Here is a 24,046-nt window from a genome sequence, read left to right as displayed (position 1 = left end):
TTTCACTTCAAAAAAAAAGAATGCGCATTATATACGCATTCCTCTTTAAATCTATTTCGCAATATTCTTAAATGCATCCGGATTATAGCCAATGACAATTTTATCTCCGGTTGTCAGTATGGGCCTCCGGAGCAGTTTTGGCTCCTTTATTACCAATTGCACCACTTCTGATAACGATAATTCTTCAAGGTTCTGTTCCAGTTTTTTATAGGATTGGCTGCGGGTCGCGAGCAGCTCGTCAAGGCCGCTTGTTGTTAAGGAAAGGATTTTTAATAATTCTCTTGGTGATGGAGTCTCCCTGAAGAGATGTCTTTCTTCAAAATCAATTGAATGGGCTGTCAGCCATTTTTTCGTCTTTCTGCAGGAAGTACAGCTGGGATATGTGAAAAATGTCAATTGGCTCATACCTCTTCACCTCACAAATTCAGTATTATATCTATTCTTATTGTACATCATTTGTATAATTAATGTATACACTCTTGTATAAGTAATTAAACCTCATTTGTGAACATTTTCTAAACTTATAGTGATTACAGTGTTAACCTCAATCGACTGTATTATAATGGAAGCAGGCCAGGAAGGCGCCAGCTAAATCATATAAGTGACTGCTGATGACCTCGGGAATAAATAACCCTTTTGAGGTGACAATAAATGGAGCAAACATTAAAAATAACTAATGTGTTATCCGATCCAACCCGCTATTATATTTATCAATACATTACGAAAAGACATAAAAATGTTACCGTACAGGAGATTGCAGATAATTTCAGCATCCATCCCAATGTGGCAAGATTGCATTTATCCAAGCTCGAAGATGTCAGTATGCTTGTATCTGAAACAAAAAAAACAGGCAAAGGCGGAAGGCCAAGCCGGTTATACCGGTTATCTGATGATGTAATTCAGCTGCATTTTCCTTACAGGGATTATCAGCTGCTGGCCAAAATAGCCATGGAGACAATGCTGGAGTTAGGTGAAGAAGGCAGAAAAGCACTATATTCGACAGGAAAGAAATTTGGCAGAGAACTGATCCAGCAAGAGCTTAGAAGATTTGCAGGCACAGAAAAACTTACCTTTGACCAGAAATTAAACATCTTAAAGCATGCTGCCGATATGTCAGGTTTTCACCCTGAATTTGATGCAAATGACGAAAAGACCATTGTCTATTTCCAAATTTATAATTGCCCATTTAAAGAGGTTGCAGCTCGGCATGCAGAGCCTGTGTGCAATATGCATTATGAATATTTGAAGGGAATGTTTGAAAGTTTGTTTGATTCCATTCAGCTGGTGGAAAAGCAAAATATGCTGACTGGCTGTGATGCATGCTCCTACCAGGCAATTGTTGGAAACTAAATAACACCCAGAGAAAATGGCGGGAAAAAGGCCATGCTTTGTGTACTATTTTGAAACCATTATTTACTTTTATTGAGCATTTACTTTATAATATTGTAGTGATGGACTTGTAAGGGTAAAAGGAGGGATACATATGGATCGTATGTACAGAGTATTAGGCTTCTGGACGGGAATTTTCGCTGTTATGTTTTACCTTGGCGATATGTATACAACGTCCTTGATTTTCTTCGGCCAAACAGGATTTTTCCTGCTTTTAAGCTACTTAAAGCTTTCCGAACGTATGTATATTTATGTTTTTGGAGCATACTTAACCGTTTTCTTCGTAGGCTTCACTTATTGGTCAACATTTATGATGACACCTGGCGCTGGCGGCCACTAATAGCCGATATAAAAAAGCGATGAATCCATCGCTTTTTTATTTTTCTCATATTTTCTTTGCCTGAAGAACTAGATGAAATGCTGAACTCATTCCTGAAGGCATAATCAGACTTCTGATTGCCCGGTTTCTTTTGCTGATAGGAGAAAAAGGGTTAGGATCATAATGATCTTCAAGTTCCTGTAAAATGCCCGCAGACAGAAAGAATTCGTCCTGCCTCATTTTAAAATGGAAATTCAGCCCTCCCTTTTCTCCAATGCGGATCAGGGAATCAAAGTGGATATGGCTGGTTATGTCCATCTCTCCTGGGTGCTCCAGTACATTATTGATTAAAGAATGCTTGTAATAACCTCTGAGACTTCCATCCCTTCTCATCGGTTCTTGCCATTCCTTATCTGTATATCCATAATCGGCAGTCAGTACAATGCCTTTATCCAGTGCAGCAGACAAGCTCTCAATCATCTGTTCCATTTGCAGAGGAATTTCAATTCTTTGGCCATTGCTAAGTGACAGACCGCTTTCTTCAAGAAATAAGCAAATATCTCCATTTGTTAATGGCACAGCTTTCTCTGCAAGCTCCCCTTCTTTTACGGTTACCATAATTTCATGCAATTGATCATTCTTTTTTTCAACCACATGTACGGGCAAGGCATCAAACAGCTCATTTGAAAAAATCATGCCGCAAAATGGAGTGATTTCATTCAAGCTATCTATTTGTCTGATATGTTCAGAAAATGCAATCTGTTCCCGCTGCAGCTTCCTGTGATAGGGGCTTGTTTCAAGAATGCAGTAATGAATCTCTTCATCAGCAATAAGATTCCATTCATCAATGAAAGCTCTGGCGAAACGCCCATTTCCGCCCCCTATTTCGCAGACCTGAAAAGGCAGCTTATACTCCTTTGCCTTCTGAAAAAACCACTTTGAAATGGTTCTTCCATATATATCAGAAATATTGCTGCTTGTTATAAAATCTCCTCCTGGCCCAATTTTCAGCATATTTTTCATATAATAACCATATTCGGAATGGTACAGGGCCTGCTGGATATATTCAGCATAGCTGATCATTTGCTGAGGAGTATTTTCTATAAAATTCATCAAAAAATTCCGCATAAGAACTCCCTTTTTTAAAAAATTCTAGCTCATTGGAACAGCCATGTAATATTGTTTTGATCACTGTTTTCACTATTGACATAGTGTTTTCTCTGTTATATTGTTAATGTAGTAGCTTAACTATATCCCCTCCCATTTTTATATGAATAAAACATCCCCCAGAAAAGCCCTTCTCATTGGAGAAGGGCTTTTCTATTTTACATTCAGAACCCATTCAGGAATGGATTTGAATCCATTTCCTGTCCAATTGTCGTAACCGGTCCATGTCCTGGAAGTACTTCTGTTTCTTCAGGCAATGTTAATAGCTTATTATGTATACTTTCAAGAAGCTGCTGATGATTGCCGCCCGGCAGGTCTGTGCGTCCAATGCTCCCGCTGAATAATGCATCACCGGCAACCACGATATCAGCATCTTTAAAATACAGTGAAATACTGCCGGGAGAATGGCCTGGCGTCTCTAAAATTTTTAAGTTAAATTCACCTATGCTCAACTCTTGTTCCCCTGTTATAATATGGTCGGCGGCCCTTGCTTTTATCAGCTTGCCTATTCTAAAAAGGTGCGAACCATTTAATGCTGGATCTGGAAGCCACGCTGCTTCTTTTTCATGTATGTATACAGGAATAGAAAATGCATCTCGTATTTCGTCTACAGCGCCAATATGATCAAAGTGGGCATGAGTAAGAATTACAGCTAAAGGATTTAGCCTTTTTTGTTCAATAATAGCGCTTAGTTTTCCGCTCTCTTCACCCGGATCGAAGATTAAACAATCTTTGTTTTCATTCGAAAGTACATAACAGTTTGTTTGCAATGGGCCAAGAGGGATCTGATTCCATTCCATTGCATACACCTCCTATTGTTGGTTTAATTGTTTATTATTTTACACTATATCAGAATGGAATGCCTTAAATCTGCAAAAGGAGAATAAGATGAAAATCCTATATGGCGTTGAAGCCAGCTATATTATTCAAGATGTGCCAGAATTCATGGATCTAATAAAAAAAGAGACTGATCTGTTCGATTTCCAGCAGAGCACTTTTCTGTTTGAGCAGATGGCTCATGCAGAATTTACAAGAAGTGTACTCGCCGAAGCCGGGCTGTTCGAAGAATTTTTTAAGCTCTTTTACATAAATTCCGGTGTAAAGGGAGATACTTTTAATGATTATGCTATAGAAACAGACAGCGGATTCTGCTTGTTCACTGAGCTTCTTAGCGCCTTTACTATAACCGGGGGCAGTGAGGAAGATATCCGGATGGCTCTCTATCAATTTCAGGAACATTTAGTCTTTACGGCAAAAGAAGAAGTGCCATTGGTTTATTTTTCAGAACTTCACTTAAAGGATTTAATAATCGGCATTGCTGAAGCATATGACATACAAGTGTCATTTTTAGACCTCGACAAATAGAAGAAAAAAATATAAAATAAAGGACGAATGTATATACTTGGGTTTTTACATAATGGGTATATAACCTGAACAATGATTTTGATCTGGCTTTTGCCTGGTGATCACGAAATAAAGGGGGCTGTTTTAATGGGACTACCAATTATTTTTGCATTAGTCGCAGTTCTTGCAGCTTTTGGTGCGTTTAGCGCACTGAAAAACAAGAACTTCCTTGGCTTGGTTTTTGCTGTAGGAACACTTGCCGTTTTCGGATGGTTCTCTGTAATGACCATAATTAACAGTGGATATCCTGCTGTTCACTAAGAAAAGCGCAACGTGCCCGCTCGAATTAGCAGATGGCGCCTGGAGCTTGACTTTTAAAAAAATAAAAGGGCTTCCCTCAACGGGGAGCCCTTTTATTTTAGCCATTTAACTGACTTTCAACCCTTCGGACTTTTTCTTCCATTTTCCTTTTAACATCACGTCTGTCATCAATGCGGATATTCGTCGCCACCCTCATTAGGCCATTTTCAAAAGGGACTTCATGCATTGCCTGGATGACCTCAAACAAATCAGCAAGCTCCCCTTCAATAATGGTATTCATAGGTGTCAGCTGAAATCGGATTTTGCCGCTTTCTTCGTATTTTTTTAATACACGCTGAATGTCTGCCACATAACTGCTGACACTTGGCGTTTCCGTTCCAATTGGAATAACAGTAACATCTGCAATAGCCATATCTTTACCCCTCTATCTAACTTGATTTATGTTCTACTAACCGAAAGACTTCTCTTCTGTCGGTCATTATTAATTCTTCGAGATAAAAACCCGCTAAACAGGCTGTCCCATTGGGTGAGCAGCTGAGCGGCGCATTTTCCATATCTTCCAGAAGCACTTCCTTATCTCCTGTTTCACTGTCAACGGATATAAGCTGAAATCCCCCTGCATACATATCACTTTCAGCGCTATACAATGGCTGAAAAGTTATGATGCCCCGAGGAGTCCAGTCATAATACGGTACCAGCCAATCTGAAAACCTTGTCAAATGAGGCACTGAGATTGATGATAGCTTCCTGAAATCATTATCCATAAAAGTATACTTAGCCTGGTCTGACTGATCTGCCGGCACAGTGATGGTCATTAGCCTGTCTTTGGCAGCATCGAATTGAAAAATGTCTGCCTCAACCTGGGTTTCATTATTTCCATCAATAGATTGTTTAACCAGCGGTGCGAAAAGTGACGGGTTTTCACTGTCCCAATCAAGGAAGAAAAGATGATTCGAATCCCCCCATTTGGCAAAAGGCTCCCTTAGGTTTAATTCTTCTGATGTACCTTTTGCAATATCGATATGGTAGGAAGTAAAATCCCAGTCTTCAGTAAATGAAGCAATTAATAATGATTCTTCATGATAAGGGTTCCACTCAACTGCAAAATCATAGCCTGTAATATTTTCCTCCCAAACAACTTTCCCATTTGCTTTTATAACCGTTAAAGTTCCTTCATAAGTTCCTGGTGATGTTCGAATCAGAATGTATTTGCCAGCTGGGCTGACCGTTACGGACGCAATCGGATGTGAACTTTCATAAAGAAGATTTTGATCGCCAGAAAAGAGGTTATAAGAAAAAACCCTGGAAGCTGTTCCCTCATTTACAGTGTAAACAATTTTATCATCGCTGAGCCAGCCATTTGCTCCCTGAAATTCCCCTTCTGTAATCCGGATTGGCTTAACGCTCTTATTTTCATTATCAGGTGGTGCGGACGGTTCAGAGGTTTCTGTTTCTTGATTCTTTTTCTGCTGCATCTCAGCTTTTTCCGGCTGTTCACAGCCGGTTATTAAAAATAGTGAAACCATCAGAATAAAAAATAAAAAAAGAAACTTCCTTTGATATGTAGATTGAGTGTTCAGCAAATCCGCACCTCCTTTTCTCCCTAAATATAAGTACGTAAACAGCATGAAAATGTTTCAAAAATAATAGTATTAATGTATTTAATAGGAAAAAGCCGTTTTTCCGTCTTCGATTTGGAAAAGCGGCTGGTTGCCATAGAACTATTGGCTTGTGAAGTTAGTATGATAGTTATTTTAATGTCTGTTTGATTAAAATACAATAAAGAAGCATTTTCAATGTTAATTTCTCACATATAAAGCGATGCAAGAAAAATGCCCAGCACTTCTTCATAAATATCATCAAATTGTGACAGGGGCAGCGGATTGATGCCTCTTCCAAGTTCAATTGTGAATCCCGGTCTCCGGAACTCCTGTATGAACCAATCCTTATAACCCGCAAAACTATCAATGTATTGAACTGCTTTATACCCGCTGACACGCTCGAACTCAAGCGCGAGCACCTGTGATTCCGGCGGCTCCAATCCCTCGAATCCCCAATAAAATTCTGCTCCTTGTGTATGGAATGCAAGCATCCGGTCGAATTGATTATCTTTTGCCAGTTCCGCCATTGCTATGGCTTCTGGTTCCGTTAACGGGGCTTCGCCAAGGTAATCTCTTGGTGCCGGAGCATTTTGTTCACTTCTCTGCTTCTCAAATTCCCATTTGGCAGGATACTGATTATTTAAATCAACACCCCTAATATTAGCCTTCCAGCCTGTGAAATCAGTGCTTCCCCTATTTATGGCGATTACTTCTTCCCTTAGATCTGGAGGTGGCCCATTTAAGACGAGATCTACTCCATCAGGGTTCACCATTGGAACTATGGAAAGGTCAACAGAATTATATAAAGGCATTGTTGCAATCCCTCTTATCGGCCGGACATTTGTTATGGATAAGAGAAAGCTGTTCAGCAAAGCCATTAATATAGGGGTTGTAATCCATTCGTTTGCATGAAAAGATGCATTAATTTGCACTTTCTTATTCCTTTTTCCCAGACGAATCTCCTGAATTGGCTTCCCAAGGACACTTCTGCCAATTGTATTTACCTTTATAAACGGATAAATATCTGACAGCATGGAAATATCGGCCGTTAAAGCTTTATAGTCATAATTTCTCCTGCCTGATACAATTGGAGATATTACCCGCCTTGGCAGCTTTATGGCTGCACCAGGGGCCAGACTGGTGGGATTAAGGGATTGATTAACCAGGAGAAGAGCATCTGCAGAAAGGTTTCGGGAAGAACTCAGCTTCCAAAAGGTGTCTCCTGGTCTAACCGTATAATTGTGCAATGTAAAGCCTGGAATATTAATTTCCTGGCCTATCTGCAGCGATGCAGGATTAACGCCGGGATTGGAATCAGCAATGAGATTGACTGGCACCATAAAGAGCTGACTGTAATACCATAAGGAGTCTCCGGACCGGACTTTGACTTTCATCTTTATCCCCCTTTCCATCATTTCAATTTTATGAAAAAAGGAAAAAAAGATGACTGTTTAACTGTGTAAATATGAATTGCTGATATGAAAAAGGACTCCGCAGTGTCTAAAGACTCTCACTGTTTTTAAGCAAAGAAAAAGCACCTGCACACAATCAGGCACCTTTTTTTTCAATTTATTTATTTTTAGCAAGCCATGCTGCTCCAATTACGCCAGCATCATTGCCCAATGTCGCAATATCAATGACTGTGGATTCCTTCACTCCTGGAAACGCAAATTTAACGAAGTTTTCAATAACAGGCTTCAGCAGGACATCCCCTGCTTTGGATACTCCTCCGCCTAAAACAATTTTTTCAGGATTTAAGGTATTCGCAATATTTGCCAATGCCAGTCCAAGGTGCATAGCTGTTTCATTGACTACCAGAAGAGATGTTTTATCCCCATTCCTTGCCGAATCGAAAACATCTTTTGCGGTGATAAACCCATTCTCCTTATACAAATTGGAAAGAACCCCTTCTCCACCTGATTCCAGGTTTTCAAGAGCCTGACGGACAATGCCTGTAGCTGATGCTATAGTTTCAAGGCAGCCAGTTTTTCCGCAATTGCACTGAGCTCCGCCAATAGGAACAGAAGTAATGTGGCCTATTTCACCTGCAGCCCCGCTGGCTCCCTGCACAATATCTCCGTTTGCAATTACTCCGCCGCCGACACCTGTGCCAAGTGTGACACATACAAGATCTTTAGCGCCATTTCCGGCACCTTTCCACATTTCCCCCAGAGCTGCGCAGTTAGCATCATTATCAATGATGACTGGAAGCGATGTTTCCACTTCAAGCAAATCCTTCAGCGGGTAATTATCTTTCCAGCCTAAATTAACAGTGTTATAAACAACACCTGTTGCCAGATTTACAGGACCTGGGGCCCCCATGCCAATGCCGATGATTTTGTCCTTGCTTAAATCCAGTTCCTCCAATTTATGATCGATGGCTTTAGCAATATTTATCGTAATATTTTTTCCTTCTTCACTATTGTCAGTGGGAATTTCCCATTTATGAATGATTTCCCCATAGTAGTTGATAAAAGCAAGTTTTGTAGTTGTTCCGCCTAAATCTACCCCAACCAGCCATTTTTCTGCCAAACCCCATCACCTTTTCTGTCTATTTTTTCTCTTTAAGATTCTGAATTTCAGTCCGTAAAATCAAGATGCTGCTCTGGTAATCTTTCACATCAATAAGCTGAGAATCATATAGCTCTTTTAATTCGGCAGCCATAAGCTCCAAATCAGCTTCACGATCCCCTATGTAGATGATTGTCCCATACTTCTTCAGGAATTGCTGTATATCATAAATGGTTTTCATTCTGTACCTCTGCTTTTTCGATAAGTTTATACCACAATAAAGTATAATCTATATTTCCATCCTTCTCAAGATGGACAAGCTCCCGGAAATAAATAAGATTCCCGGACTAATGTAAAAAATCCCTTTCTGGCACAGCAGCCAGTGAGGGATTTTTTACATTTAGCGGTCTGGATCTTTGGGATGCAGGAAACGCGGCCGCCTGTTCTTCAATGGTATTGGCGATCTGAGCAATACATCCCTGAATGCTCTCAGATTGAAAGGGATGAACGGCCACAAGTACGGCACTCCAAAAGATTTCATTCTAGCCAGCATGATTATCAGCAGCATGATGCCAACTACATATCCATAAGTATGGAAAAGACTTGTTGCAATCAGCAGAGCTATTCTTATCAGCCTGTTAGCCAGGCTCATTTCATAGCTTGGTGTTGAAAATGTTCCAATTGCTGCTATTGCTAAATAAAGAATTACTTCATTAATGAACAATCCAACTTCAACAGCTACCTGGCCAATCATCAGGGCCGCCACCAGACCTAGTGCAGTGGCCAGCGCGGATGGCGTATGGATCGCTGCCATCCTCAGCATATCGAGACCGAGCTCTATCATAAGGAACTGAATGACTAATGGCAGCTGTCCTGTATCATTTGGCCCGATATATGATAATACATCAGGCAGCAGCTGTGGCTCTATTGCAAATAGGTACCATAAGGGCAAAAGAAAAATGGAAGCCCATACAGCCAAAAAGCGGACAAATCGCAAATAAGCACCTACAAGAGGCTTATTCCTGTATTCCTCAGCATGCTGCAGGTGATGCCAGAAGGTTGTCGGTGTTATGATCACACTGGGCGAACCATCGACGATAATGCAGACATGCCCTTCATAAAGATGGGTTGCTGCTGTATCAGGCCTTTCAGTATATCTTACCATTGGATATGGATTCCAATGCCGGCCAGAAATGAATTCCTCTATTGATTTTTCGGCCATTGGCAATCCATCAGTGTCAATCTTAGAAATTGAATCCTTTATTTTTTTGACCATTTCAGGATCTGCAATGTCTTCAATATAACTGACAACAATATCTGTTTTAGACCGTCTTCCCACTTGCATATATTCCATGCGAAGTGTCCGGTCTCTAATTCTTCTCCTCGTTAAAGCAGTATTAAAAACGAGTGTTTCTACAAACCCATCCCTTGAACCGCGGACAACACGTTCGATATCAGGCTCCTGTGGGCCTCTAACCGGATATGTACGGGCATCAATGAGGATCACTTCATCGACACCATCCACGACTAATGCAGTCGGACCAGCCAGTACCATATCCACAACTTTATCCAGATCATCAGTGGTTTCAACCTCTACGTATGGTATATACGTTTTTATTAACCGGGAAAGTGTATCCCCTTCCAGCTGGCCTGCATCCAATCCAGCAAGCATTTTCATCAGATAGTGCAATATATCGTCTTTTACAAAGCCATCTACAAGATATAGAGCCATTTCCCTTTCAGCATATTCAACATCCAGCTGAATCACATCAAAGCTTTTTTCAACTCCAAGTGCATCTTTAAGATATTTTATATTTTCTTTCAGCGAACCCTTTACAGGCTCTTTTCTGACTTTCTCCAAAATCCCCACCTCAGCATTCTGTTCCATTCTTTTCCTTGCATACTATTCAACATCATAGACATGCAAAAAAAAAATCATACCAATGACTGGCATGATTCAATGAAAAATCCCCGGAAATGAAGATTTTATTTCCCAGGAAGTAAGCTGAAAATTCAGTATAATATCGGCTGTCTTTCTATTCTATTTGCTTTAATAGCTTTTGATACTCTTCCTGATCCGGTTTAAGACCAGCGGCTTCTTCAGCATGATGCCTTGCTTTTTCCGGGTCTTCTTCATCTAAATAGATCAGTGCCAGATTATAATGTGCTTCGTGGAAAGAAGCTTCTTCCTTCACCACGTGGAGGAGATGCGCTTTTGCTTCTTCCAGTTGTCCCACTTTTATTTCCGCATAGGATAACAGAAAATAAGCTTCCGGGGAAGCGTTCCCTTCATTAACAAAATCAGCAAGCATTGAACGAGCCTGTTCATACTCTTCAGCATTTATTTGCTCCTGGGCCATTATCATTGCAGTCTGTTCATTTAAAAGCCTTCCTGGTTCATTGAAACCATATTTCAACAATCCAGCAGCCAGACAGAATGATGCTGCTAAAAACAGGAACTGAAGCATTGGCCGTTTCTTCTTGGGAAAATGCACAATCCCAGTAGCAAGAAATCCGCCAATCAGCCCCCCGATATGGCCAGCGTTATCAATCCCTGGAATGGTAAACCCAAAAGCAAGGTTGATTCCCAATACTACAAGTATATTAAATCCCATTGTTCGGAAGAAAAGACTAGGATAAATGAGCCCAAAATATAAAAGTGCTCCGAAACAGCCAAAAATAGCTCCGCTTGCCCCAGCTGAAAGTGTAGGGCTAAAAATGAAACTGGCTAATGTCCCGCCAAAGCCAGCAGCCAAATAAATAAATAAGAACCTTATATTTCCATACACGCGTTCCACTGCCGAACCAAGATAAAATAAGGCAAGTGTATTCATTAATAAATGCAGCAGCCCAATATGAAGAACAATCGGAGTCAAAAACCTCCACCATTCCCCCTCAAGAATTAATGGGTTAAATTTAGCTCCATACTTAATTAAAGTCGATGTATCTGTGCTCCCGCCCATTGCTTCCAAAAATAAAAAAACAGCAACTTGAATAAAAATGAATATATACGTAAAGAAAGGCTTCCCAAAATTAAACATTTCCTTTTCTTTCTTTGCTGTTTTCACAGCTTTAGAAAGAGCAGCGTGCTTCAGAGCATCAACATCCATTTCCGTATAATTTCCGGACAGAAGCGTTAATGGCTTTTCGAAAATGGCCTCAACCGCACTTAGGCTATCCGGTTTGCCGGACTCAATGATTAGGGTTTGGACAGAGGCTTTCGCATTTTCAGGCATGAAGGGGTCTGTGATGCGGAATTCATAGTCATCTACAGGCAGGTACTTAGTGACATAGATATTTAATACCGGCATCTCCCTTTTACCAAGCTGCTTCCTGACAGATTCTGCTTTTTGGGCAGTAACTTCAATATCCCGCTGCATCCAATTGCTCCAGTCAAGATTATATTTTAAGAGCCTGATTGCCTTTATCGTTCTATGCTCCATCTTTTCAAGCCATAATTCATCCTGATCTCCAGATAGCTGAATCATTCTGTACCCCTGATCAGATATGAAATAATCCGCAAGTTTCCAAAATAAATAATCCTCTTGAACGGCCAATTCTTCCCCCACTCTCTATATGTTGCAATGATTACAATACTTTATTTTACTATAGGCAAAAAAGAAACCTTTTGTAAAAGAAAAAGCACCTAAATATTTTTCCAAAATAAAAAGACCATTACGGTCTTTTTACTTCTTTATTGCCGCCCTTCCGATGGCCCGGAAGAGAAAACAGAGCTCATCATCCTGTCGCGGACAAGCGGAAAACTCATTACTGAAGTGACTAGCAGTTTCCGCAAAAAGACATTCCCAAAAATAACATTAATCAATCGATAACGGTTATGATAGGCAAAATAAGTGCCAAGGCCTATCATAAATATAGATAGTAATCGAGACATTAAAAATCCCTCCTCTTCCTTATTGTGAGAAGAGGAAATAATTTTTATCCATGCTTCAGAACAAAATAAAATTCGCTCCCCAATGCAAGCTGACTATTCCTTCATTATCGGCTCCATCGTTTTCTTAAGAACATTTACAGAATGGGTAAACTTATCCTTCTCTTCGCTGTTTAAGTGAAGTTCAACAATGTCGCGAATGCCATTTCTATTGACTATAGCAGGTACCCCAATGTACACATCATCATGACCATATTCCCCATCTAAGTATGCTGACACCGTAAGGACCGAATTCTCGTTCTGAAGGATGGCTTTCGTCAGCCTGACCAGACCCATGGCTATTCCATAATAAGTCGCCCCTTTTCGCTCAATAATCTGATAAGCCGCATCTCTGACATTAAGGAATATCGAATTAAGATCTGCCTGCCTAAAATTCTCTTCTTTCCCCATCCAGTCATCAATGTTTTTCCCTGCAATATCAGCATGGCTCCATACAGGCAATTCAGTATCCCCGTGTTCACCTATAATATAAGCATGAACATTGCGCGTATCGACTTTGAAATATTCTCCCAGCAGAAACCTGAATCTGGCCGTATCCAATATCGTTCCAGACCCGATTACTCTTTCTTTTGGCAGTCCGGAGAACTTCCAGACTGCATACGTCAGAATATCAACTGGATTCGTTGCAACCAGGAAAATGCCATCAAAGCCGCTGTCCATAACATGATCCACAATGTCTTTAAAGATTTTAGCGTTTTTTTCCACAAGATCCAGGCGAGTCTCCCCAGGCTTTTGATTCGCTCCAGCAGTTATGACAACCAAATCAGCCTCTTTGCAATCTGAATAATCTCCAAACCAGATTGATGTTGGGGAAGGGGCAAATGGCATGCCATGATTCAAATCCATCGCATCTCCTTCAGATTTATCCTTATTTAAATCGATCAGAACCAATTCCTCTGTAACACCCTGATTTAATAGTGCAAAGGCATAGCTTGAGCCCACAAAGCCAGTTCCAATCAGCACAACTCTGTTTACCCGATTTTTCATAACAACTCCCCTTTTCACTTTATGGTAAGGAACAGCTTCCTCTTAGTCCCTTTATGTCAATACAATATATAGAAGCATTCCCACCGAGGCAGAAGCTAAACCTGAAAAAAAATTAACAAAGTCATTATCTGCAAAACGCCTGCCTTTTACCAAAGAGGCCGGCTGCCCGCAATGTTCGGTTTTTTCAATGTGTGCATTGCACACCAGGCACTTGTATTCAGCCTGAAAAAAAGCTCCAAATATGGAATCAATCAGATTTCCCGCAAATCCAAAGATCCCAATAAGCAAAGCCTCATAAAATGAAACACTGAACAGCATGAATGCCAGAAGTCCAATAGCAAAAGAACCTGACAAAGCTGCAATTGTGCCCAAAATGCTGACAGCACCTGAAGTTCCCGTTTCTATTGGCTTCCAGGTCCTCAATGAAATGGGAGGTTTTTTACTTAATGAGCCAATTTCTGATGCCCAGGTATCCGAGTTCGCTGCAGCCAGGCCGATTAGAAATGCTATTAGCCAAACCGGTAATGGGTTCAGAAGATAAAATATGCTGGCAATAGCTGCTATTCCTCCGTTTGCTGCCACCTGCTGCCAATCCCTTCTTGACCCTTTTGCATGCTTATGTTCGAATGTCTCTTTTCTATGGCTTTTAAATTTTGACCAAAAGCTTGAACTAGCAAAAAAGAACCCCAGCACAAGGAGACCGTAAAAACCAAATCCCCATCCTGTTGCCGCTCCTACAATGAATGCAGCTATACTGCCTGAAAAGGTCAGCAATTGAAAATAATACCCGGCTAGCGCTGTGATCAATATAAAAATAACAATTACAATAGATTCAAGCATTGCCGGATGCCCACACCCGCTGATCGGTAATAATCATTTCCACCGGCTTGTCATGGTTTTCAACTGGAAAGCCGTTTATGACCTGCAGTTCAAAAGCCAGTGAAACGGTTCTTCCTTTATATTGCTCGAGAAAACGATCATAATAGCCTCCCCCAAACCCCAGGCGGAAGCCGTTTTTCATGTATGCCAGCCCGGGTACGATTAAAGTTTCGATTTCCTCACTGCGGACTTCACCTGTCTTTTCTGGACTCGGCTCCCATAATCCATAGTATACAGACTCCAAATCCCTGAAGCTTTTCAGTTCACGGAACACCATTTGTTTTGCGTGTGGAATGCACTTCGGGACAGCAACCCTTTTTCCATCTTCCCATGCTTTTCTGATAATCTGCCACGTATCCGCCTCAGGCGGCTTTGAAACCGTTATTCCTATCGTATTAGCCTGAAGCCATATAGGGCTGCTATAAAGGCTGCAGGCAATTTCATAGGATAGCTGTTCATACTCAGGCTTGCTCAATTCCTTCATTCTTTCCAGCATTTTCTTTCTAAGCGCCTTTTTATCCATTTCCATATCAAACCCTCCAACAGAAGATTTCATCTGCAAAGCCCCTCAATAATTTAACCAAAAAAGGGAAGTATACCCATAAAAAAAATCAACAAAAAAAGCAGTAGGAATGATCCTACCGCTTATTTTGTTTCACGATGTGTAGTCGAACGCTTATCTCTTGGGCAATATTTTTTAAGCTCAAGACGATCTGGATTATTTCGTTTATTTTTTTTAGAAATATAGTTACGATCTCCACATTCTGTGCAAGCTAACGTAATGTTTACACGCATGTAATTTCCCTCCAAACTATGTTCAAACTAGTTCGTTCATACGACTTTTCTATAATATCACTTTTTAAATTGAAATGCTAGTACGTTTTTTTAAAAGTATCCTCTTTAACCCTGCCTATTAGCAGGCTGTTATACTGAAGAATTTCTGATTTGCTGTCCCCGTTAATAATCCATGATTCTCCTTCCACTGTCCCTCTTCCATTGAATACTGCATTAAGCGAGAAGACACTTATGGCATTTCCCTGAACCATAGGATGATATTTTAAAGTTCCTTTCTTTCTGCAGTTCCAAATTTGGTCACTGTATACGTTCCAGTAAGGCTGAATCGTACACTCTTCCATTTTTTTGCCGTTTAGCTGCCCATTAACCAAAAACAGCTTGGAATCAGCCAAATGAAAGATGACATTTTCTGCGGGAGAAATGAATGAGAGATGTTCACGGGAAGAATACTCATGTCTGTGCTGCAATAAGAGCTTAATCGTTCTGGGCTCGTCCACATGGTTTGTGATATAGCTTTTAAAATATGAAATTTTAGAGTGTATTTTTTCTGTCTTAATTTGTACAGAAATATTCTCATCAGGAAATATCTCTTTACTGCCATTCTCCATCCAGAAAGTTTTCCCGCCTATCCATAAACCCGGAATCATTTTCAATTTCCCTATCGGCGCTTTCTCCATTTCTTCATAAACATCAGATTGAATCCAATTTAATGTATTCATCTTCATGCACCTTTTTCTTTATATTTTTTAAAAATTCTAATAAAAGGTTAGTCATATATATTTTACCTGTTGATTTTAGCACGGGTCACTTGCTTTCCGCGGGGAGGAACGCGAGCCTCCTCCCGATGGGTCAAGTGCCCTCCGCTACAATCAACTCAGTGCTTAAAAGTTTTCCAACCTGCTAATACTGCAAAAGCTTTAAACAAGGTCTTCTAGCTTCTGGCTGATTAGGGTTTCCTGGAATACTCTTTTGGTTTCCTCCGCAATGCGTCCCCAGCTGAATAGACTTTCTGCGACCTTTTGACCTTGTCTGCCAATTGTAAGAGCAGCTTTTGGATCTTCAAGGAGAGCGGATGCCTGCTCTGCGAAACTGTCAGGATCACCCGGGGTCATGAACAGTCCGGAATATCCATGTTTTATTATCCCCTTTAGCCCGCCAGTGTTAGATACTATCGCCGGTTTTCCGGCAATCATTGCTTCGAGGGCAACAATGCCAAACGGCTCATAATAACTTGGAAAAACAGCGAACTCACACTTCAGAAAGAGAGCTACTCTTTGCATATCATTAATATATCCCGGAAAATGAATTACATCGTCCACTTTCAGTTCTTTTGCTTTTTTTCTGTGCGCTTCAAGCATAGGACCTTTGCCGGCTATAATTAAATAGGTATCCGGGTACTTTTCTTTTATAATAGGCGCTGCCTCGATCAAGGTATCAAACCCTTTTTCCCTGACCATCCGCCCAATGGAAAATATCAGCCTGGCTCCTTTTTTTACCTGCAGCCCCTCCAATAAACAGTCAGGGTCATCAAGCAGGGTTTCCTTGCTGATTCCGTTTGCGATAACAGACATTTTTTCGCTTTCGATACCAAATTGCTGAAGTACTTCTTCCTTCATATATTCACTGCAGACAATAACCTGATCTGATTCTTGTATCAGCTGCTCTTCTTTCCTATGGATAAACTTCTGCAATTCTGTGTAAATCCCATTATTCCTTCCATATTCGGTTGCATGTATAGTCGTGATTAAAGGACACTTTAAACTCTCCTTTAATGACAGGCCGCAAGCACCTACAAGCCAGTCATGTGCGTGGATGACCTCGAAGCGATGGAAGGATGACAGTTCAATGGCTTTTTGCTCCATAGCCAAATTCAATCCTAAAATCCAATGCAAAAAGTTAGGATCTTTTTCATTAAGCGGCTTAACTCGGTGTATATAGATACCATCTTTAAGTTCAGTGCTGGAAAGATCGCCCGGATTAGCTGTCAGAATATGGACCTCATAATCATGTTTCAATCCTCCGGCGAGTCCATGCACATGTCTTGATAAGCCGCCGACAACATGTGGAGGATATTCCCACGTAAGAAGAAGGATCTTAGGTAAACCTTTATGGCAGCTATTTTTATTTCTCTCAGCAGTTACCGTTTCCATCATTATTTACCTTCTCCTTCACTCATTGATTCATAATAAGTGTATGTACTCACATTCACAGTCCATTCAGCAGGCTGCTTCTCAGCTTCGCCTTTTCCGGATGGTTGATAAAGCATTTCCTCAGAAGTATGAATTGCTTCTGAGCGCAGCAATGGGAAGAAATGGACTTCTGTCAATTTTATGCCCAGCTCTACACAATACACCCTGCCAGGTTTGAGCCCTTTGAAGATCCATTCTGACTGATGAGACAGGATTACTTCATGATCAGAGAGCGCATTGGCGCCATCAAAATTAATCCCGGTTACATCATAGATTCTTAAAGATTTTCTCATGGAAGAGACAGGCTCGTCCAAGTAAAGTGAAGCCATCCTCTCTTTATGATTAGATAATTTCCATAATACTTTTACCTTATCAGATGTTATGCTTGTTAATATCAATTGATCTTTCGTTTGTTTAGGAACGGGATTTTCTTCAGCTGTCCCCTTATGCCCGGCAGACTCCTCGCTGTCGCGTTTTGCTTTATTTTGGATAAGTTTGGTCCATTGGTATTGCACTTTTCCTACTGTTGTATCAAGCTCACTGGCAATTTTGCGAAATGAAAGCCCCCTGCGGCGAAGCTTAATAATTTCATCGATCATACCCGGCACCTCTTGTATTTATTTTCATAACCCAATAAAAAAGGGATATATATGACAAAAAGCAAAATTTTATGACTATTTTTATAACTCAATGTTATCACTGATATGGATAGCCTACAATGAACGGAAATTGTCGCTTCCTGCGAATGCACATGCCTGCTTGAATATAAATAAGAAAAAAATTTTCAAAATTTGCCGGGATGCTTTTTCGACAGAGCTCCAGCGACAAAAATCTTTAATTTTCACCTGTTTATGGATTGCATATCGAAATTTGTCAATTTTGATGGTAAAATATTTCTGTTCAATGAATAAGAGGTGACTTTTTTGGAATCAATCATGCTGGCATTATTGATCTTGTCTATAGGGCTATTTATACTTTCAGCGTTCTTGAAAGATCCTTATAAAGAGCTGCGCGAAGAAATGGACCAAATGTCCATGCAGCAGATTCAGGAAATGTATCAGATTAAAAAGAAATTAAAAGTATTGGAAGAAGAACTGCTGGTGGCTGAAGAACCCTTTATTCAGCACGTTCCTGCTGACTCTTCTGCTCATTCCTTAGTGAAAAGGGACGTTCATGAAATTATAAAAAATCAGGTGATGCTGCTTACCAGGCAAGGATTGTCAATAGAGCAAATTGCCAGACAATCATCACTCTCTCCTGATGAAGTAAAGACCATTCAAACAGAAATGAAATTTAGAGGTCATGGCTATGAATAAAAGAAATACCCGGGCATTTGCATTTGGCATCCTTATGGCTGTCATAGCCTTCGGCACAGCCTATTTTTTCATAAAACCGGATCAGTCTGAAAATAGAAAAATAGATGAAAACAGAGCGAAAGAATTTCTTCAGACAAACGGCTATACTGTTTTAACAGACGAAGAATATACTCTATTGCAGCAGACTAAATCCGAAGATCCAGCAAACAAGTATACGGAAGAAAAAGAAAAACCTGCTGAGAAAAATACGGAGCCGGAAGAAAATTCACAGGAAGTTTATCAGCTTACAATTAATAGTGGCATGACACCTGGGGAAATCGCAGCACAGCTTGAAAAGGCAAATGTAATCGATCAGGCAGCAGACTTCGGCAATTACCTTGAAGAATACGGGTACAGCAAAAAAGTACAGCTGGGCACATTTGAACTGACCGCTGATATGAGCTACAAAGAAATCGCAAAAATCATAACAAAAAGCTAAAAGGAGGTGAATCCTTTTAGCTTTTTTACTGTCTGGCACAAGCGCGGCAAGGCACTTCCGCTTTTCTTATTTAATTATTCAAATCATACTGGCGTCCTTTAACCAGGTAAAAAATATGTTCAGAGATATTGGTAACATGATCCGCTGCTCTTTCTAAATATCGGCAAACAAAAGACAGCTGAGTGATCTGAGGAAGATATTCGGGTTTCTGCAGGTTGATTTGCAGCAGCTCTTTAATTGTTTCACCATATAGGTCGTCTACCTGATCATCCATATCGGCAACTTTTTTTGCCTTTGTAATATCTTCTTCAGTGAAAGCCTCCAGTGATAGACGCAGCATTTCTGTAGAAATTTTGTACATTTCTTTTATATGTTCAATCGGCTTAATAAGAGGTTCTGACCCAATCCGAATTGTAGACTTCGCAATATTCACTCCAAAGTCAGCAATTCGTTCAATGTCTGTTGCGATTTTTATAGCGACAATGATGCGGCGAAGGTCAATAGCCACAGGCTGCTGTTTGGCAATTAACAGAATGGCTAAATCATTTATTTCCTCATATAAAATATCAGCCTGGTTATCGTCATCAATGATCTCAAGTGCCAATTCTATATTTTGTGTTTCAAGCGCTTCAACCGATCTATGCAAGGCCTCTACAGCAAAATTGCCAATTTCAATCAGTTTTTTTTGAAGTTCCTGCAGATCATATTCAAACCTTTCGCGTACTACCATCAATGTAATCCCCCTTCATCCTAATAGTAATGATTAAATCGTTGATACAAACCAGTATAATTGATTAGCCGAATCGTCCAGTGATATAATCCTCAGTCCGCTTATCTGAAGGGGTAGAGAATATCTTATCTGTATCGGCAAACTCGATTACTTCACCGTTTAAGAAGAAAGCTGTTTTATCAGAAATACGTGCTGCCTGCTGCATATTATGAGTAACGATGATAATACTGAATTCTTCCTTAAGCTCCTGCACAAGCTCCTCTACCTTTAAAGTGGAAATTGGGTCGAGTGCAGAAGTTGGCTCATCCATTAAAATGACATCCGGTTCAATTGCAAGACAGCGTGCAATGCATAGACGCTGCTGCTGTCCGCCGGATAAGCCGTACGCATTCTGGTTCAGCCGATCCTTTACTTCATCCCAGATTGCCGCTCCCCTTAAGCTTTTTTCAACAATTTCATCCAGTATTTTTTTATCACGGATTCCGTGTATTTTCGGTCCATATGCCACATTTTCATAAATAGACTTTGGAAAAGGATTTGGCTTTTGGAAAACCATGCCTACACTTGTTCTTAAATCCTCCACTTTAAAAGATTTATCAAGTATATTACGTTCACGGTATAAGATTTCACCGGAAATCTTTACTGTAGGCACAAGTTCAACCATGCGGTTCAGAGTTTTAATATAAGTGGACTTGCCGCATCCTGATGGACCGATGATGGCTGTTACTTCATTTTCATTGATGGCCAAATTAATATTTTTTAACGCATGGCCCTCACCGTACCAAAGGTTAAGATCTTTTGTATGATAAACAACTTTTTTGTTTTCTTTTGAATTTGGGTTTAAGTTTTCTTTTTTTACATTTGGATTTGTTTTTTCTGTCACTACAGGCATTATATAAAACCTCCCAGACTAATATCTTTTTTGGAATTTATTGCGGATCAAAATAGCGATTGAATTCATCACAAACAATACAATCAATAATATAACGATAGTTGCAGCTGCCAGGTTGGCATATTCCGCTACAAGGGCAGAGTCAAGAGTCCAGTAATAAATCTGCACCGGCAATATCGTAAATTTATCAAAGATCCCATCAGGAACAGGTATTAACAATGCCGGAATACCGATAACAACCAATGGCGCTGTTTCACCGATTGCCCGTGACAGTGCAAGAATGACACCCGTAAGAATTCCCGGCAGAGATGCGGGAAGGACTACATTTTTAATGGTCTGCCATTTTGTTGCACCCATACCGTAAGAGGCTTCTCTTAAGAATTGAGGAACTGCACGAATGGCTTCCTGGCTGGCAACTACTACAACAGGAAGAACCAGCAGTGCCATCGTAAGACCTCCTGCGAGAACTACAGAACCCAAATCCAATGCTCTTGCAAAAACAGTTAATCCAAGGATTCCAAAAACAACAGACGGAACACCCGCCAGGTTTGAGATATTCGTTTTAATAAATGAAGTAATACGGCCCTTGGCTGCATATTCTTCAAGATAAATGGCTGTGCCTACACCAAGAATCATCGTTACAGGAGCAACAACAAGCATCAGCCATAGTGTTCCTGTTATTGCTCCCCAGATTCCTGCTCTTTCAGGATCCGTCGATAAACGGTTCATCAGAAAATCCATGTTGATCCAGCCTAAACCATCAGCAAGAACCCGATAAATCAAAACAATTAAAACTACCAGGCCAAATAAAGTGGCCAAAAAGAAAAGTGTTTTAGCAAGGCTATTGGCTAGCAGTCGGCTGCCCATTTTTTTATGCACTTGTTCAGAATCTACATATTTCATATTAATATTCCTCCCTGAACCTGCGAGAGATATACTGAGCAAGAAGGTTCATAATTAACGTAAACACAAACAATGTCATAGCAACAGCATAAAGACTGTAATATAATGTTGTTCCTGCGGCTGCTTCCCCGCCTGTTACTTCCACAATATAAGCAGTCATTGTCTGCATGGATTGAGTAACGTCAAATGTAAAGTTTTTCGAACTTCCGCTCGCAATGGTTACGATCATCGTTTCCCCGATTGCTCTAGAAATTCCTAACACAAACGAAGCAATGATTCCCGAAATAGCTGCTGGTACAACAACTTTCCAGGTCACCTCAAGTTTTGTTGCGCCCAATGCAAGGGCACCTTCTCTCATTGCATTAGGTACAGAACTCATTGCATCTTCAGAAAGGGACGCTACCATTGGGATGATCATGATTCCCATTACAATCCCGGGGCTTAAAATATTTGTTGGTTCAAGGCCGGGAATAAAAGATCTTAGTAAAGGTGTTACAAATGTAAATGCAAAAAATCCATAAACAATAGTAGGAATGCCAGCCAGAATCTCAAGAAGCGGCTTTAAAATTTTTCTTGTTTTTTCTGATGCATATTCACTTAAAAATATCGCTGTCATCAGTCCCACCGGAATGGCAACAAGCATGGCTATTAGTGTGGAAATGATTGTTCCGGTCAGTAAAGGAAGAACTCCAAAAACAGCATTGGCACCTAATGGTTTTAATTCAGTGCCTGTAAAAAAATCTATAAAAGGAACGTCTTTGAAAAAGGCGATTGTTTCCGTAATTAAAGTAAGTACAATTCCAATAGTAGTCAAAACAGAGATTGCTGCGATACCAAATAAAATTTTAGGAATTAACTTTTCAGTATAATTATTAACACTTCGAGATTTTTTCTTTTGTTGTATGATTTCACGTATATTCAACTTTTTGTCGTTATCGTGAACAGCGCTTTTTGCCAAGTGTAAAACCCCTTTCATCCCTCTCATCCATAGAAGAACTTTTTAGCATATATACCCGCATAAAAACTTTTAACACCACAAGAAGATGAGAAGGCTAACCTCTCATCTCCCCGTTTTCAACACTTTTAACACTTACTTCAATCCGTTCAAAGCATCTAGAGAAGCTTGGATATCTTCATCAGATAATGGAGCAAATCCAGTTTCTGCTGCCACATCCTGTGCATTTTCCATTGTATAGATAGCATAATCAAGGACTTGCGGCTTTTCTTTCGCCATATTTGTATTCAGGTATGTGAATACCGGGCGAGTAAATGGAGCATAATCTCCGTCTTCTTTAATTGTGTCTAATGATGGCTCAACTGGCCCATTTCCAAAGTCAACTTTTACTGCAGTCAATTTATCTTTGTTGCTGTCATAGTATCCAAAGCCAAAGAATCCGATAGCGTTTTTATCTTTAGATACAAGATCCACTAAAGTTGAGTAGTCCTGCTGTAAGTTGATATTTTCAGGAAGGTCCTGTTCTTCGAGAATATTTTCAAACATAAATTCGTAAGTGCCATGGTTTTCATTTGGGCCATAAGTTTGAATTTCTTCATCCGGGAAGTCAGGGCGAACATCTGACCATTTTTTCTTTCCTGCACTGGCAAGGAAGATATCGACAACTTCTTGCTGTGTAAGCTCAGCAGCCCAGTCATTTTCTTTATTAATTACAATTGTTATACCGTCTAAAGCAACCTTCATTTCCTGTACATCAATGCCAAGCTCTTCAGCTGAAGCTTTCTCTTCATCTTTGATTTGGCGGGAAGCATCGTTAAAATCTGTTCCGTCTTCTGCAAGGAATTTCTTGAAGCCAGCTGAAGTTCCGGAGCGGCTAACTTCTACAGAGACATTTTCTTGTTCTCCCATATAATTTTCAGCCATGCGTGCCATGAATGGATAAACAGTTCCAGAACCATCTATTACAACACTGCCTTCCAGCTCTTCACTATTTTCGCCATTCCCGCTTGCACCTTCATTTGTATCTCCGCCACCGCAAGCTGCAGTAAATACCATCACAGCTGCCAGCATTAAAAACAGGCTCATTTTTTTAAGACGTTTCATTCCTGAATTCCCCCTAAGAAAATTGGTTGTTTTGTCCTACGAGTATTAGAATAAGGGTTGACTGTTAACGCCGTTTTAACTGATTGTAAAGCTTTTGTAAATGTGGACGATTCTTGTGTAAATATGTCGAATAAGAGGTATAACATAAATTTATCTTTCCATCATAGCCGGGTTGCAATTCATAATAAAAAGAGAAATAAAAAACTGCCTCCCC

The 24,046-nt window shown here is 40.2% G+C and carries 29 protein-coding genes; 6 read left to right on the top strand and 23 right to left on the bottom strand.

From position 1 onward, the window contains the following. Positions 1-51 precede the first annotated feature (51 nt). The gene (locus QUF73_24045) at positions 52-405 is read right to left on the bottom strand and encodes a Spx/MgsR family RNA polymerase-binding regulatory protein (GenBank protein ID MDM5229185.1); all 354 of its coding nucleotides are present in this window, start codon (positions 403-405) and stop codon (positions 52-54) included. 246 nt (positions 406-651) lie between these two features. Here QUF73_24045 and QUF73_24040 point away from each other — a divergent pair, with 246 nt between their 5' ends. Further along, positions 652-1,350, top strand: a complete 699-nt coding sequence (locus QUF73_24040) for a helix-turn-helix domain-containing protein (GenBank protein MDM5229184.1) — start codon at positions 652-654, stop codon at positions 1,348-1,350. A gap of 133 nt (positions 1,351-1,483) precedes the next feature. Further along, positions 1,484-1,729, top strand: a complete 246-nt coding sequence (locus QUF73_24035) for a DUF2626 domain-containing protein (protein ID MDM5229183.1) — start codon at positions 1,484-1,486, stop codon at positions 1,727-1,729. 45 nt (positions 1,730-1,774) lie between these two features. On the opposite strand, the gene QUF73_24030 is transcribed toward QUF73_24035, so the two are convergent. Next, positions 1,775-2,836, bottom strand: coding sequence for an SAM-dependent methyltransferase (locus QUF73_24030; protein ID MDM5229182.1), 1,062 nt, complete (start codon positions 2,834-2,836; stop codon positions 1,775-1,777). Positions 2,837-3,039: 203 nt separating this feature from the next. After that, positions 3,040-3,675 (bottom strand): MBL fold metallo-hydrolase, encoded by a 636-nt coding sequence (locus QUF73_24025; protein MDM5229181.1) that lies wholly within the window; start codon positions 3,673-3,675, stop codon positions 3,040-3,042. Positions 3,676-3,763: 88 nt separating this feature from the next. Here QUF73_24025 and QUF73_24020 point away from each other — a divergent pair, with 88 nt between their 5' ends. Both QUF73_24020 and QUF73_24015 read left to right on the top strand, forming a co-directional pair. Further along, positions 3,764-4,240 (top strand): hypothetical protein, encoded by a 477-nt coding sequence (locus QUF73_24020; protein MDM5229180.1) that lies wholly within the window; start codon positions 3,764-3,766, stop codon positions 4,238-4,240. Between the two features lie 126 nt (positions 4,241-4,366). After that, a complete protein-coding gene (locus QUF73_24015; protein MDM5229179.1) occupies positions 4,367-4,540 on the top strand; it encodes a DUF2759 domain-containing protein in 174 nt (57 codons plus the stop codon). A gap of 97 nt (positions 4,541-4,637) precedes the next feature. On the opposite strand, the gene QUF73_24010 is transcribed toward QUF73_24015, so the two are convergent. The 15 genes from QUF73_24010 to QUF73_23940 all read right to left on the bottom strand — a co-directional run bounded on the left by QUF73_24010 (position 4,638) and on the right by QUF73_23940 (position 18,053). Next, a complete protein-coding gene (locus QUF73_24010) occupies positions 4,638-4,952 on the bottom strand; it encodes an MTH1187 family thiamine-binding protein (protein MDM5229178.1) in 315 nt (104 codons plus the stop codon). A gap of 16 nt (positions 4,953-4,968) precedes the next feature. Beyond that, complete coding sequence (locus QUF73_24005; GenBank protein ID MDM5229177.1) at positions 4,969-6,123, bottom strand: hypothetical protein; 1,155 nt, start codon at positions 6,121-6,123, stop codon at positions 4,969-4,971. A 224-nt stretch (positions 6,124-6,347) separates the two neighbouring features. Then, positions 6,348-7,535: a M14 family metallopeptidase gene (locus tag QUF73_24000; protein ID MDM5229176.1), complete on the bottom strand. Its 1,188-nt coding sequence runs from the start codon at positions 7,533-7,535 to the stop codon at positions 6,348-6,350. A gap of 175 nt (positions 7,536-7,710) precedes the next feature. Further along, a complete protein-coding gene (locus QUF73_23995; GenBank protein ID MDM5229175.1) occupies positions 7,711-8,673 on the bottom strand; it encodes an ROK family glucokinase in 963 nt (320 codons plus the stop codon). Positions 8,674-8,692: 19 nt separating this feature from the next. Then, entirely contained in the window at positions 8,693-8,893 is a 201-nt protein-coding gene (locus tag QUF73_23990) for a YqgQ family protein (protein ID MDM5229174.1), read from the bottom strand. Between the two features lie 159 nt (positions 8,894-9,052). Beyond that, positions 9,053-10,540: a spore germination protein gene (locus tag QUF73_23985; protein ID MDM5229173.1), complete on the bottom strand. Its 1,488-nt coding sequence runs from the start codon at positions 10,538-10,540 to the stop codon at positions 9,053-9,055. 148 nt (positions 10,541-10,688) lie between these two features. Continuing rightward, positions 10,689-12,209: a rhomboid family intramembrane serine protease gene (locus QUF73_23980; protein MDM5229172.1), complete on the bottom strand. Its 1,521-nt coding sequence runs from the start codon at positions 12,207-12,209 to the stop codon at positions 10,689-10,691. Between the two features lie 137 nt (positions 12,210-12,346). Continuing rightward, the gene (locus QUF73_23975; GenBank protein MDM5229171.1) at positions 12,347-12,547 is read right to left on the bottom strand and encodes a hypothetical protein; all 201 of its coding nucleotides are present in this window, start codon (positions 12,545-12,547) and stop codon (positions 12,347-12,349) included. A gap of 93 nt (positions 12,548-12,640) precedes the next feature. Next, positions 12,641-13,591 carry an L-lactate dehydrogenase gene (locus tag QUF73_23970; GenBank protein MDM5229170.1) on the bottom strand — a complete coding sequence of 317 codons (951 nt, stop codon included), beginning with the start codon at positions 13,589-13,591 and terminating at the stop codon, positions 12,641-12,643. Between the two features lie 51 nt (positions 13,592-13,642). Beyond that, entirely contained in the window at positions 13,643-14,431 is a 789-nt protein-coding gene (locus tag QUF73_23965) for a DUF92 domain-containing protein (protein MDM5229169.1), read from the bottom strand. After that, positions 14,424-14,999 (bottom strand): 5-formyltetrahydrofolate cyclo-ligase, encoded by a 576-nt coding sequence (locus tag QUF73_23960; protein MDM5229168.1) that lies wholly within the window; start codon positions 14,997-14,999, stop codon positions 14,424-14,426. The genes QUF73_23965 and QUF73_23960 overlap by 8 nt, the downstream gene beginning before the upstream one ends. 116 nt (positions 15,000-15,115) lie before the next feature. Then, positions 15,116-15,265, bottom strand: a complete 150-nt coding sequence (gene rpmG, locus QUF73_23955; GenBank protein ID MDM5229167.1) for a 50S ribosomal protein L33 — start codon at positions 15,263-15,265, stop codon at positions 15,116-15,118. A gap of 77 nt (positions 15,266-15,342) precedes the next feature. After that, positions 15,343-15,984, bottom strand: a complete 642-nt coding sequence (locus QUF73_23950) for a hypothetical protein (GenBank protein ID MDM5229166.1) — start codon at positions 15,982-15,984, stop codon at positions 15,343-15,345. Between the two features lie 198 nt (positions 15,985-16,182). Further along, a complete protein-coding gene (locus QUF73_23945; protein MDM5229165.1) occupies positions 16,183-17,418 on the bottom strand; it encodes a glycosyltransferase family 4 protein in 1,236 nt (411 codons plus the stop codon). Then, positions 17,418-18,053 carry a DUF4912 domain-containing protein gene (locus QUF73_23940; GenBank protein MDM5229164.1) on the bottom strand — a complete coding sequence of 212 codons (636 nt, stop codon included), beginning with the start codon at positions 18,051-18,053 and terminating at the stop codon, positions 17,418-17,420. Before QUF73_23940 ends, QUF73_23945 begins: the two co-directional genes overlap by 1 nt. A 324-nt stretch (positions 18,054-18,377) precedes the next feature. On the opposite strand from QUF73_23940, the gene QUF73_23935 reads away from it, so the two are divergent. Together QUF73_23935 and QUF73_23930 are read left to right on the top strand one after the other, a co-directional pair. Continuing rightward, positions 18,378-18,770, top strand: coding sequence for a hypothetical protein (locus QUF73_23935; GenBank protein ID MDM5229163.1), 393 nt, complete (start codon positions 18,378-18,380; stop codon positions 18,768-18,770). Continuing rightward, positions 18,763-19,248, top strand: coding sequence for a hypothetical protein (locus QUF73_23930; protein MDM5229162.1), 486 nt, complete (start codon positions 18,763-18,765; stop codon positions 19,246-19,248). The genes QUF73_23935 and QUF73_23930 overlap by 8 nt, the downstream gene beginning before the upstream one ends. A 70-nt stretch (positions 19,249-19,318) precedes the next feature. On the opposite strand, the gene phoU is transcribed toward QUF73_23930, so the two are convergent. The 5 genes from phoU to QUF73_23905 all read right to left on the bottom strand — a co-directional run bounded on the left by phoU (position 19,319) and on the right by QUF73_23905 (position 23,832). Next, complete coding sequence (gene phoU / locus QUF73_23925; GenBank protein ID MDM5229161.1) at positions 19,319-19,978, bottom strand: phosphate signaling complex protein PhoU; 660 nt, start codon at positions 19,976-19,978, stop codon at positions 19,319-19,321. Between the two features lie 64 nt (positions 19,979-20,042). Then, positions 20,043-20,870 carry a phosphate ABC transporter ATP-binding protein PstB gene (pstB, locus tag QUF73_23920; protein MDM5229160.1) on the bottom strand — a complete coding sequence of 276 codons (828 nt, stop codon included), beginning with the start codon at positions 20,868-20,870 and terminating at the stop codon, positions 20,043-20,045. Between the two features lie 18 nt (positions 20,871-20,888). Then, a complete protein-coding gene (gene pstA, locus QUF73_23915) occupies positions 20,889-21,773 on the bottom strand; it encodes a phosphate ABC transporter permease PstA (GenBank protein MDM5229159.1) in 885 nt (294 codons plus the stop codon). A 1-nt stretch (position 21,774) separates the two neighbouring features. Next, positions 21,775-22,749: a phosphate ABC transporter permease subunit PstC gene (pstC, locus tag QUF73_23910; GenBank protein MDM5229158.1), complete on the bottom strand. Its 975-nt coding sequence runs from the start codon at positions 22,747-22,749 to the stop codon at positions 21,775-21,777. A gap of 114 nt (positions 22,750-22,863) precedes the next feature. Next, positions 22,864-23,832, bottom strand: a complete 969-nt coding sequence (locus QUF73_23905) for a PstS family phosphate ABC transporter substrate-binding protein (GenBank protein ID MDM5229157.1) — start codon at positions 23,830-23,832, stop codon at positions 22,864-22,866. Between the last annotated feature and the right edge of the window lie 214 nt (positions 23,833-24,046).

Origin of the sequence: Cytobacillus sp. NJ13 (assembly GCA_030348385.1) — a bacterium.
Lineage (GTDB): Bacteria > Bacillota > Bacilli > Bacillales > Cytobacillaceae > Cytobacillus.
This window is presented reverse-complemented; position numbering and strand designations above follow the sequence as displayed.

Coding starts and splice junctions, on each gene's coding strand:
- QUF73_24045 (MDM5229185.1), bottom strand. CDS start 405: ATGAGCCAATTGACATTTTTCACATATCCCAGCTGTACTTCCTGCAGA.
- phoU (MDM5229161.1), bottom strand. CDS start 19,978: ATGGTAGTACGCGAAAGGTTTGAATATGATCTGCAGGAACTTCAAAAA.
- QUF73_23975 (MDM5229171.1), bottom strand. CDS start 12,547: ATGTCTCGATTACTATCTATATTTATGATAGGCCTTGGCACTTATTTT.
- QUF73_24035 (MDM5229183.1), top strand. CDS start 1,484: ATGGATCGTATGTACAGAGTATTAGGCTTCTGGACGGGAATTTTCGCT.
- QUF73_23930 (MDM5229162.1), top strand. CDS start 18,763: ATGAATAAAAGAAATACCCGGGCATTTGCATTTGGCATCCTTATGGCT.
- QUF73_24010 (MDM5229178.1), bottom strand. CDS start 4,952: ATGGCTATTGCAGATGTTACTGTTATTCCAATTGGAACGGAAACGCCA.
- QUF73_24000 (MDM5229176.1), bottom strand. CDS start 7,535: ATGAAAGTCAAAGTCCGGTCCGGAGACTCCTTATGGTATTACAGTCAG.
- QUF73_23945 (MDM5229165.1), bottom strand. CDS start 17,418: ATGATGGAAACGGTAACTGCTGAGAGAAATAAAAATAGCTGCCATAAA.
- QUF73_23970 (MDM5229170.1), bottom strand. CDS start 13,591: ATGAAAAATCGGGTAAACAGAGTTGTGCTGATTGGAACTGGCTTTGTG.
- pstA (MDM5229159.1), bottom strand. CDS start 21,773: ATGAAATATGTAGATTCTGAACAAGTGCATAAAAAAATGGGCAGCCGA.
- QUF73_23965 (MDM5229169.1), bottom strand. CDS start 14,431: ATGCTTGAATCTATTGTAATTGTTATTTTTATATTGATCACAGCGCTA.
- QUF73_23905 (MDM5229157.1), bottom strand. CDS start 23,832: ATGAAACGTCTTAAAAAAATGAGCCTGTTTTTAATGCTGGCAGCTGTG.
- QUF73_23940 (MDM5229164.1), bottom strand. CDS start 18,053: ATGATCGATGAAATTATTAAGCTTCGCCGCAGGGGGCTTTCATTTCGC.
- rpmG (MDM5229167.1), bottom strand. CDS start 15,265: ATGCGTGTAAACATTACGTTAGCTTGCACAGAATGTGGAGATCGTAAC.
- QUF73_24020 (MDM5229180.1), top strand. CDS start 3,764: ATGAAAATCCTATATGGCGTTGAAGCCAGCTATATTATTCAAGATGTG.
- pstB (MDM5229160.1), bottom strand. CDS start 20,870: ATGCCTGTAGTGACAGAAAAAACAAATCCAAATGTAAAAAAAGAAAAC.
- QUF73_24015 (MDM5229179.1), top strand. CDS start 4,367: ATGGGACTACCAATTATTTTTGCATTAGTCGCAGTTCTTGCAGCTTTT.
- QUF73_24030 (MDM5229182.1), bottom strand. CDS start 2,836: ATGCGGAATTTTTTGATGAATTTTATAGAAAATACTCCTCAGCAAATG.
- QUF73_23985 (MDM5229173.1), bottom strand. CDS start 10,540: ATGGAACAGAATGCTGAGGTGGGGATTTTGGAGAAAGTCAGAAAAGAG.
- QUF73_23990 (MDM5229174.1), bottom strand. CDS start 8,893: ATGAAAACCATTTATGATATACAGCAATTCCTGAAGAAGTATGGGACA.
- QUF73_23950 (MDM5229166.1), bottom strand. CDS start 15,984: ATGAATACATTAAATTGGATTCAATCTGATGTTTATGAAGAAATGGAG.
- pstC (MDM5229158.1), bottom strand. CDS start 22,749: ATGAAAGGGGTTTTACACTTGGCAAAAAGCGCTGTTCACGATAACGAC.
- QUF73_24025 (MDM5229181.1), bottom strand. CDS start 3,675: ATGGAATGGAATCAGATCCCTCTTGGCCCATTGCAAACAAACTGTTAT.
- QUF73_24040 (MDM5229184.1), top strand. CDS start 652: ATGGAGCAAACATTAAAAATAACTAATGTGTTATCCGATCCAACCCGC.
- QUF73_23960 (MDM5229168.1), bottom strand. CDS start 14,999: ATGGAAATGGATAAAAAGGCGCTTAGAAAGAAAATGCTGGAAAGAATG.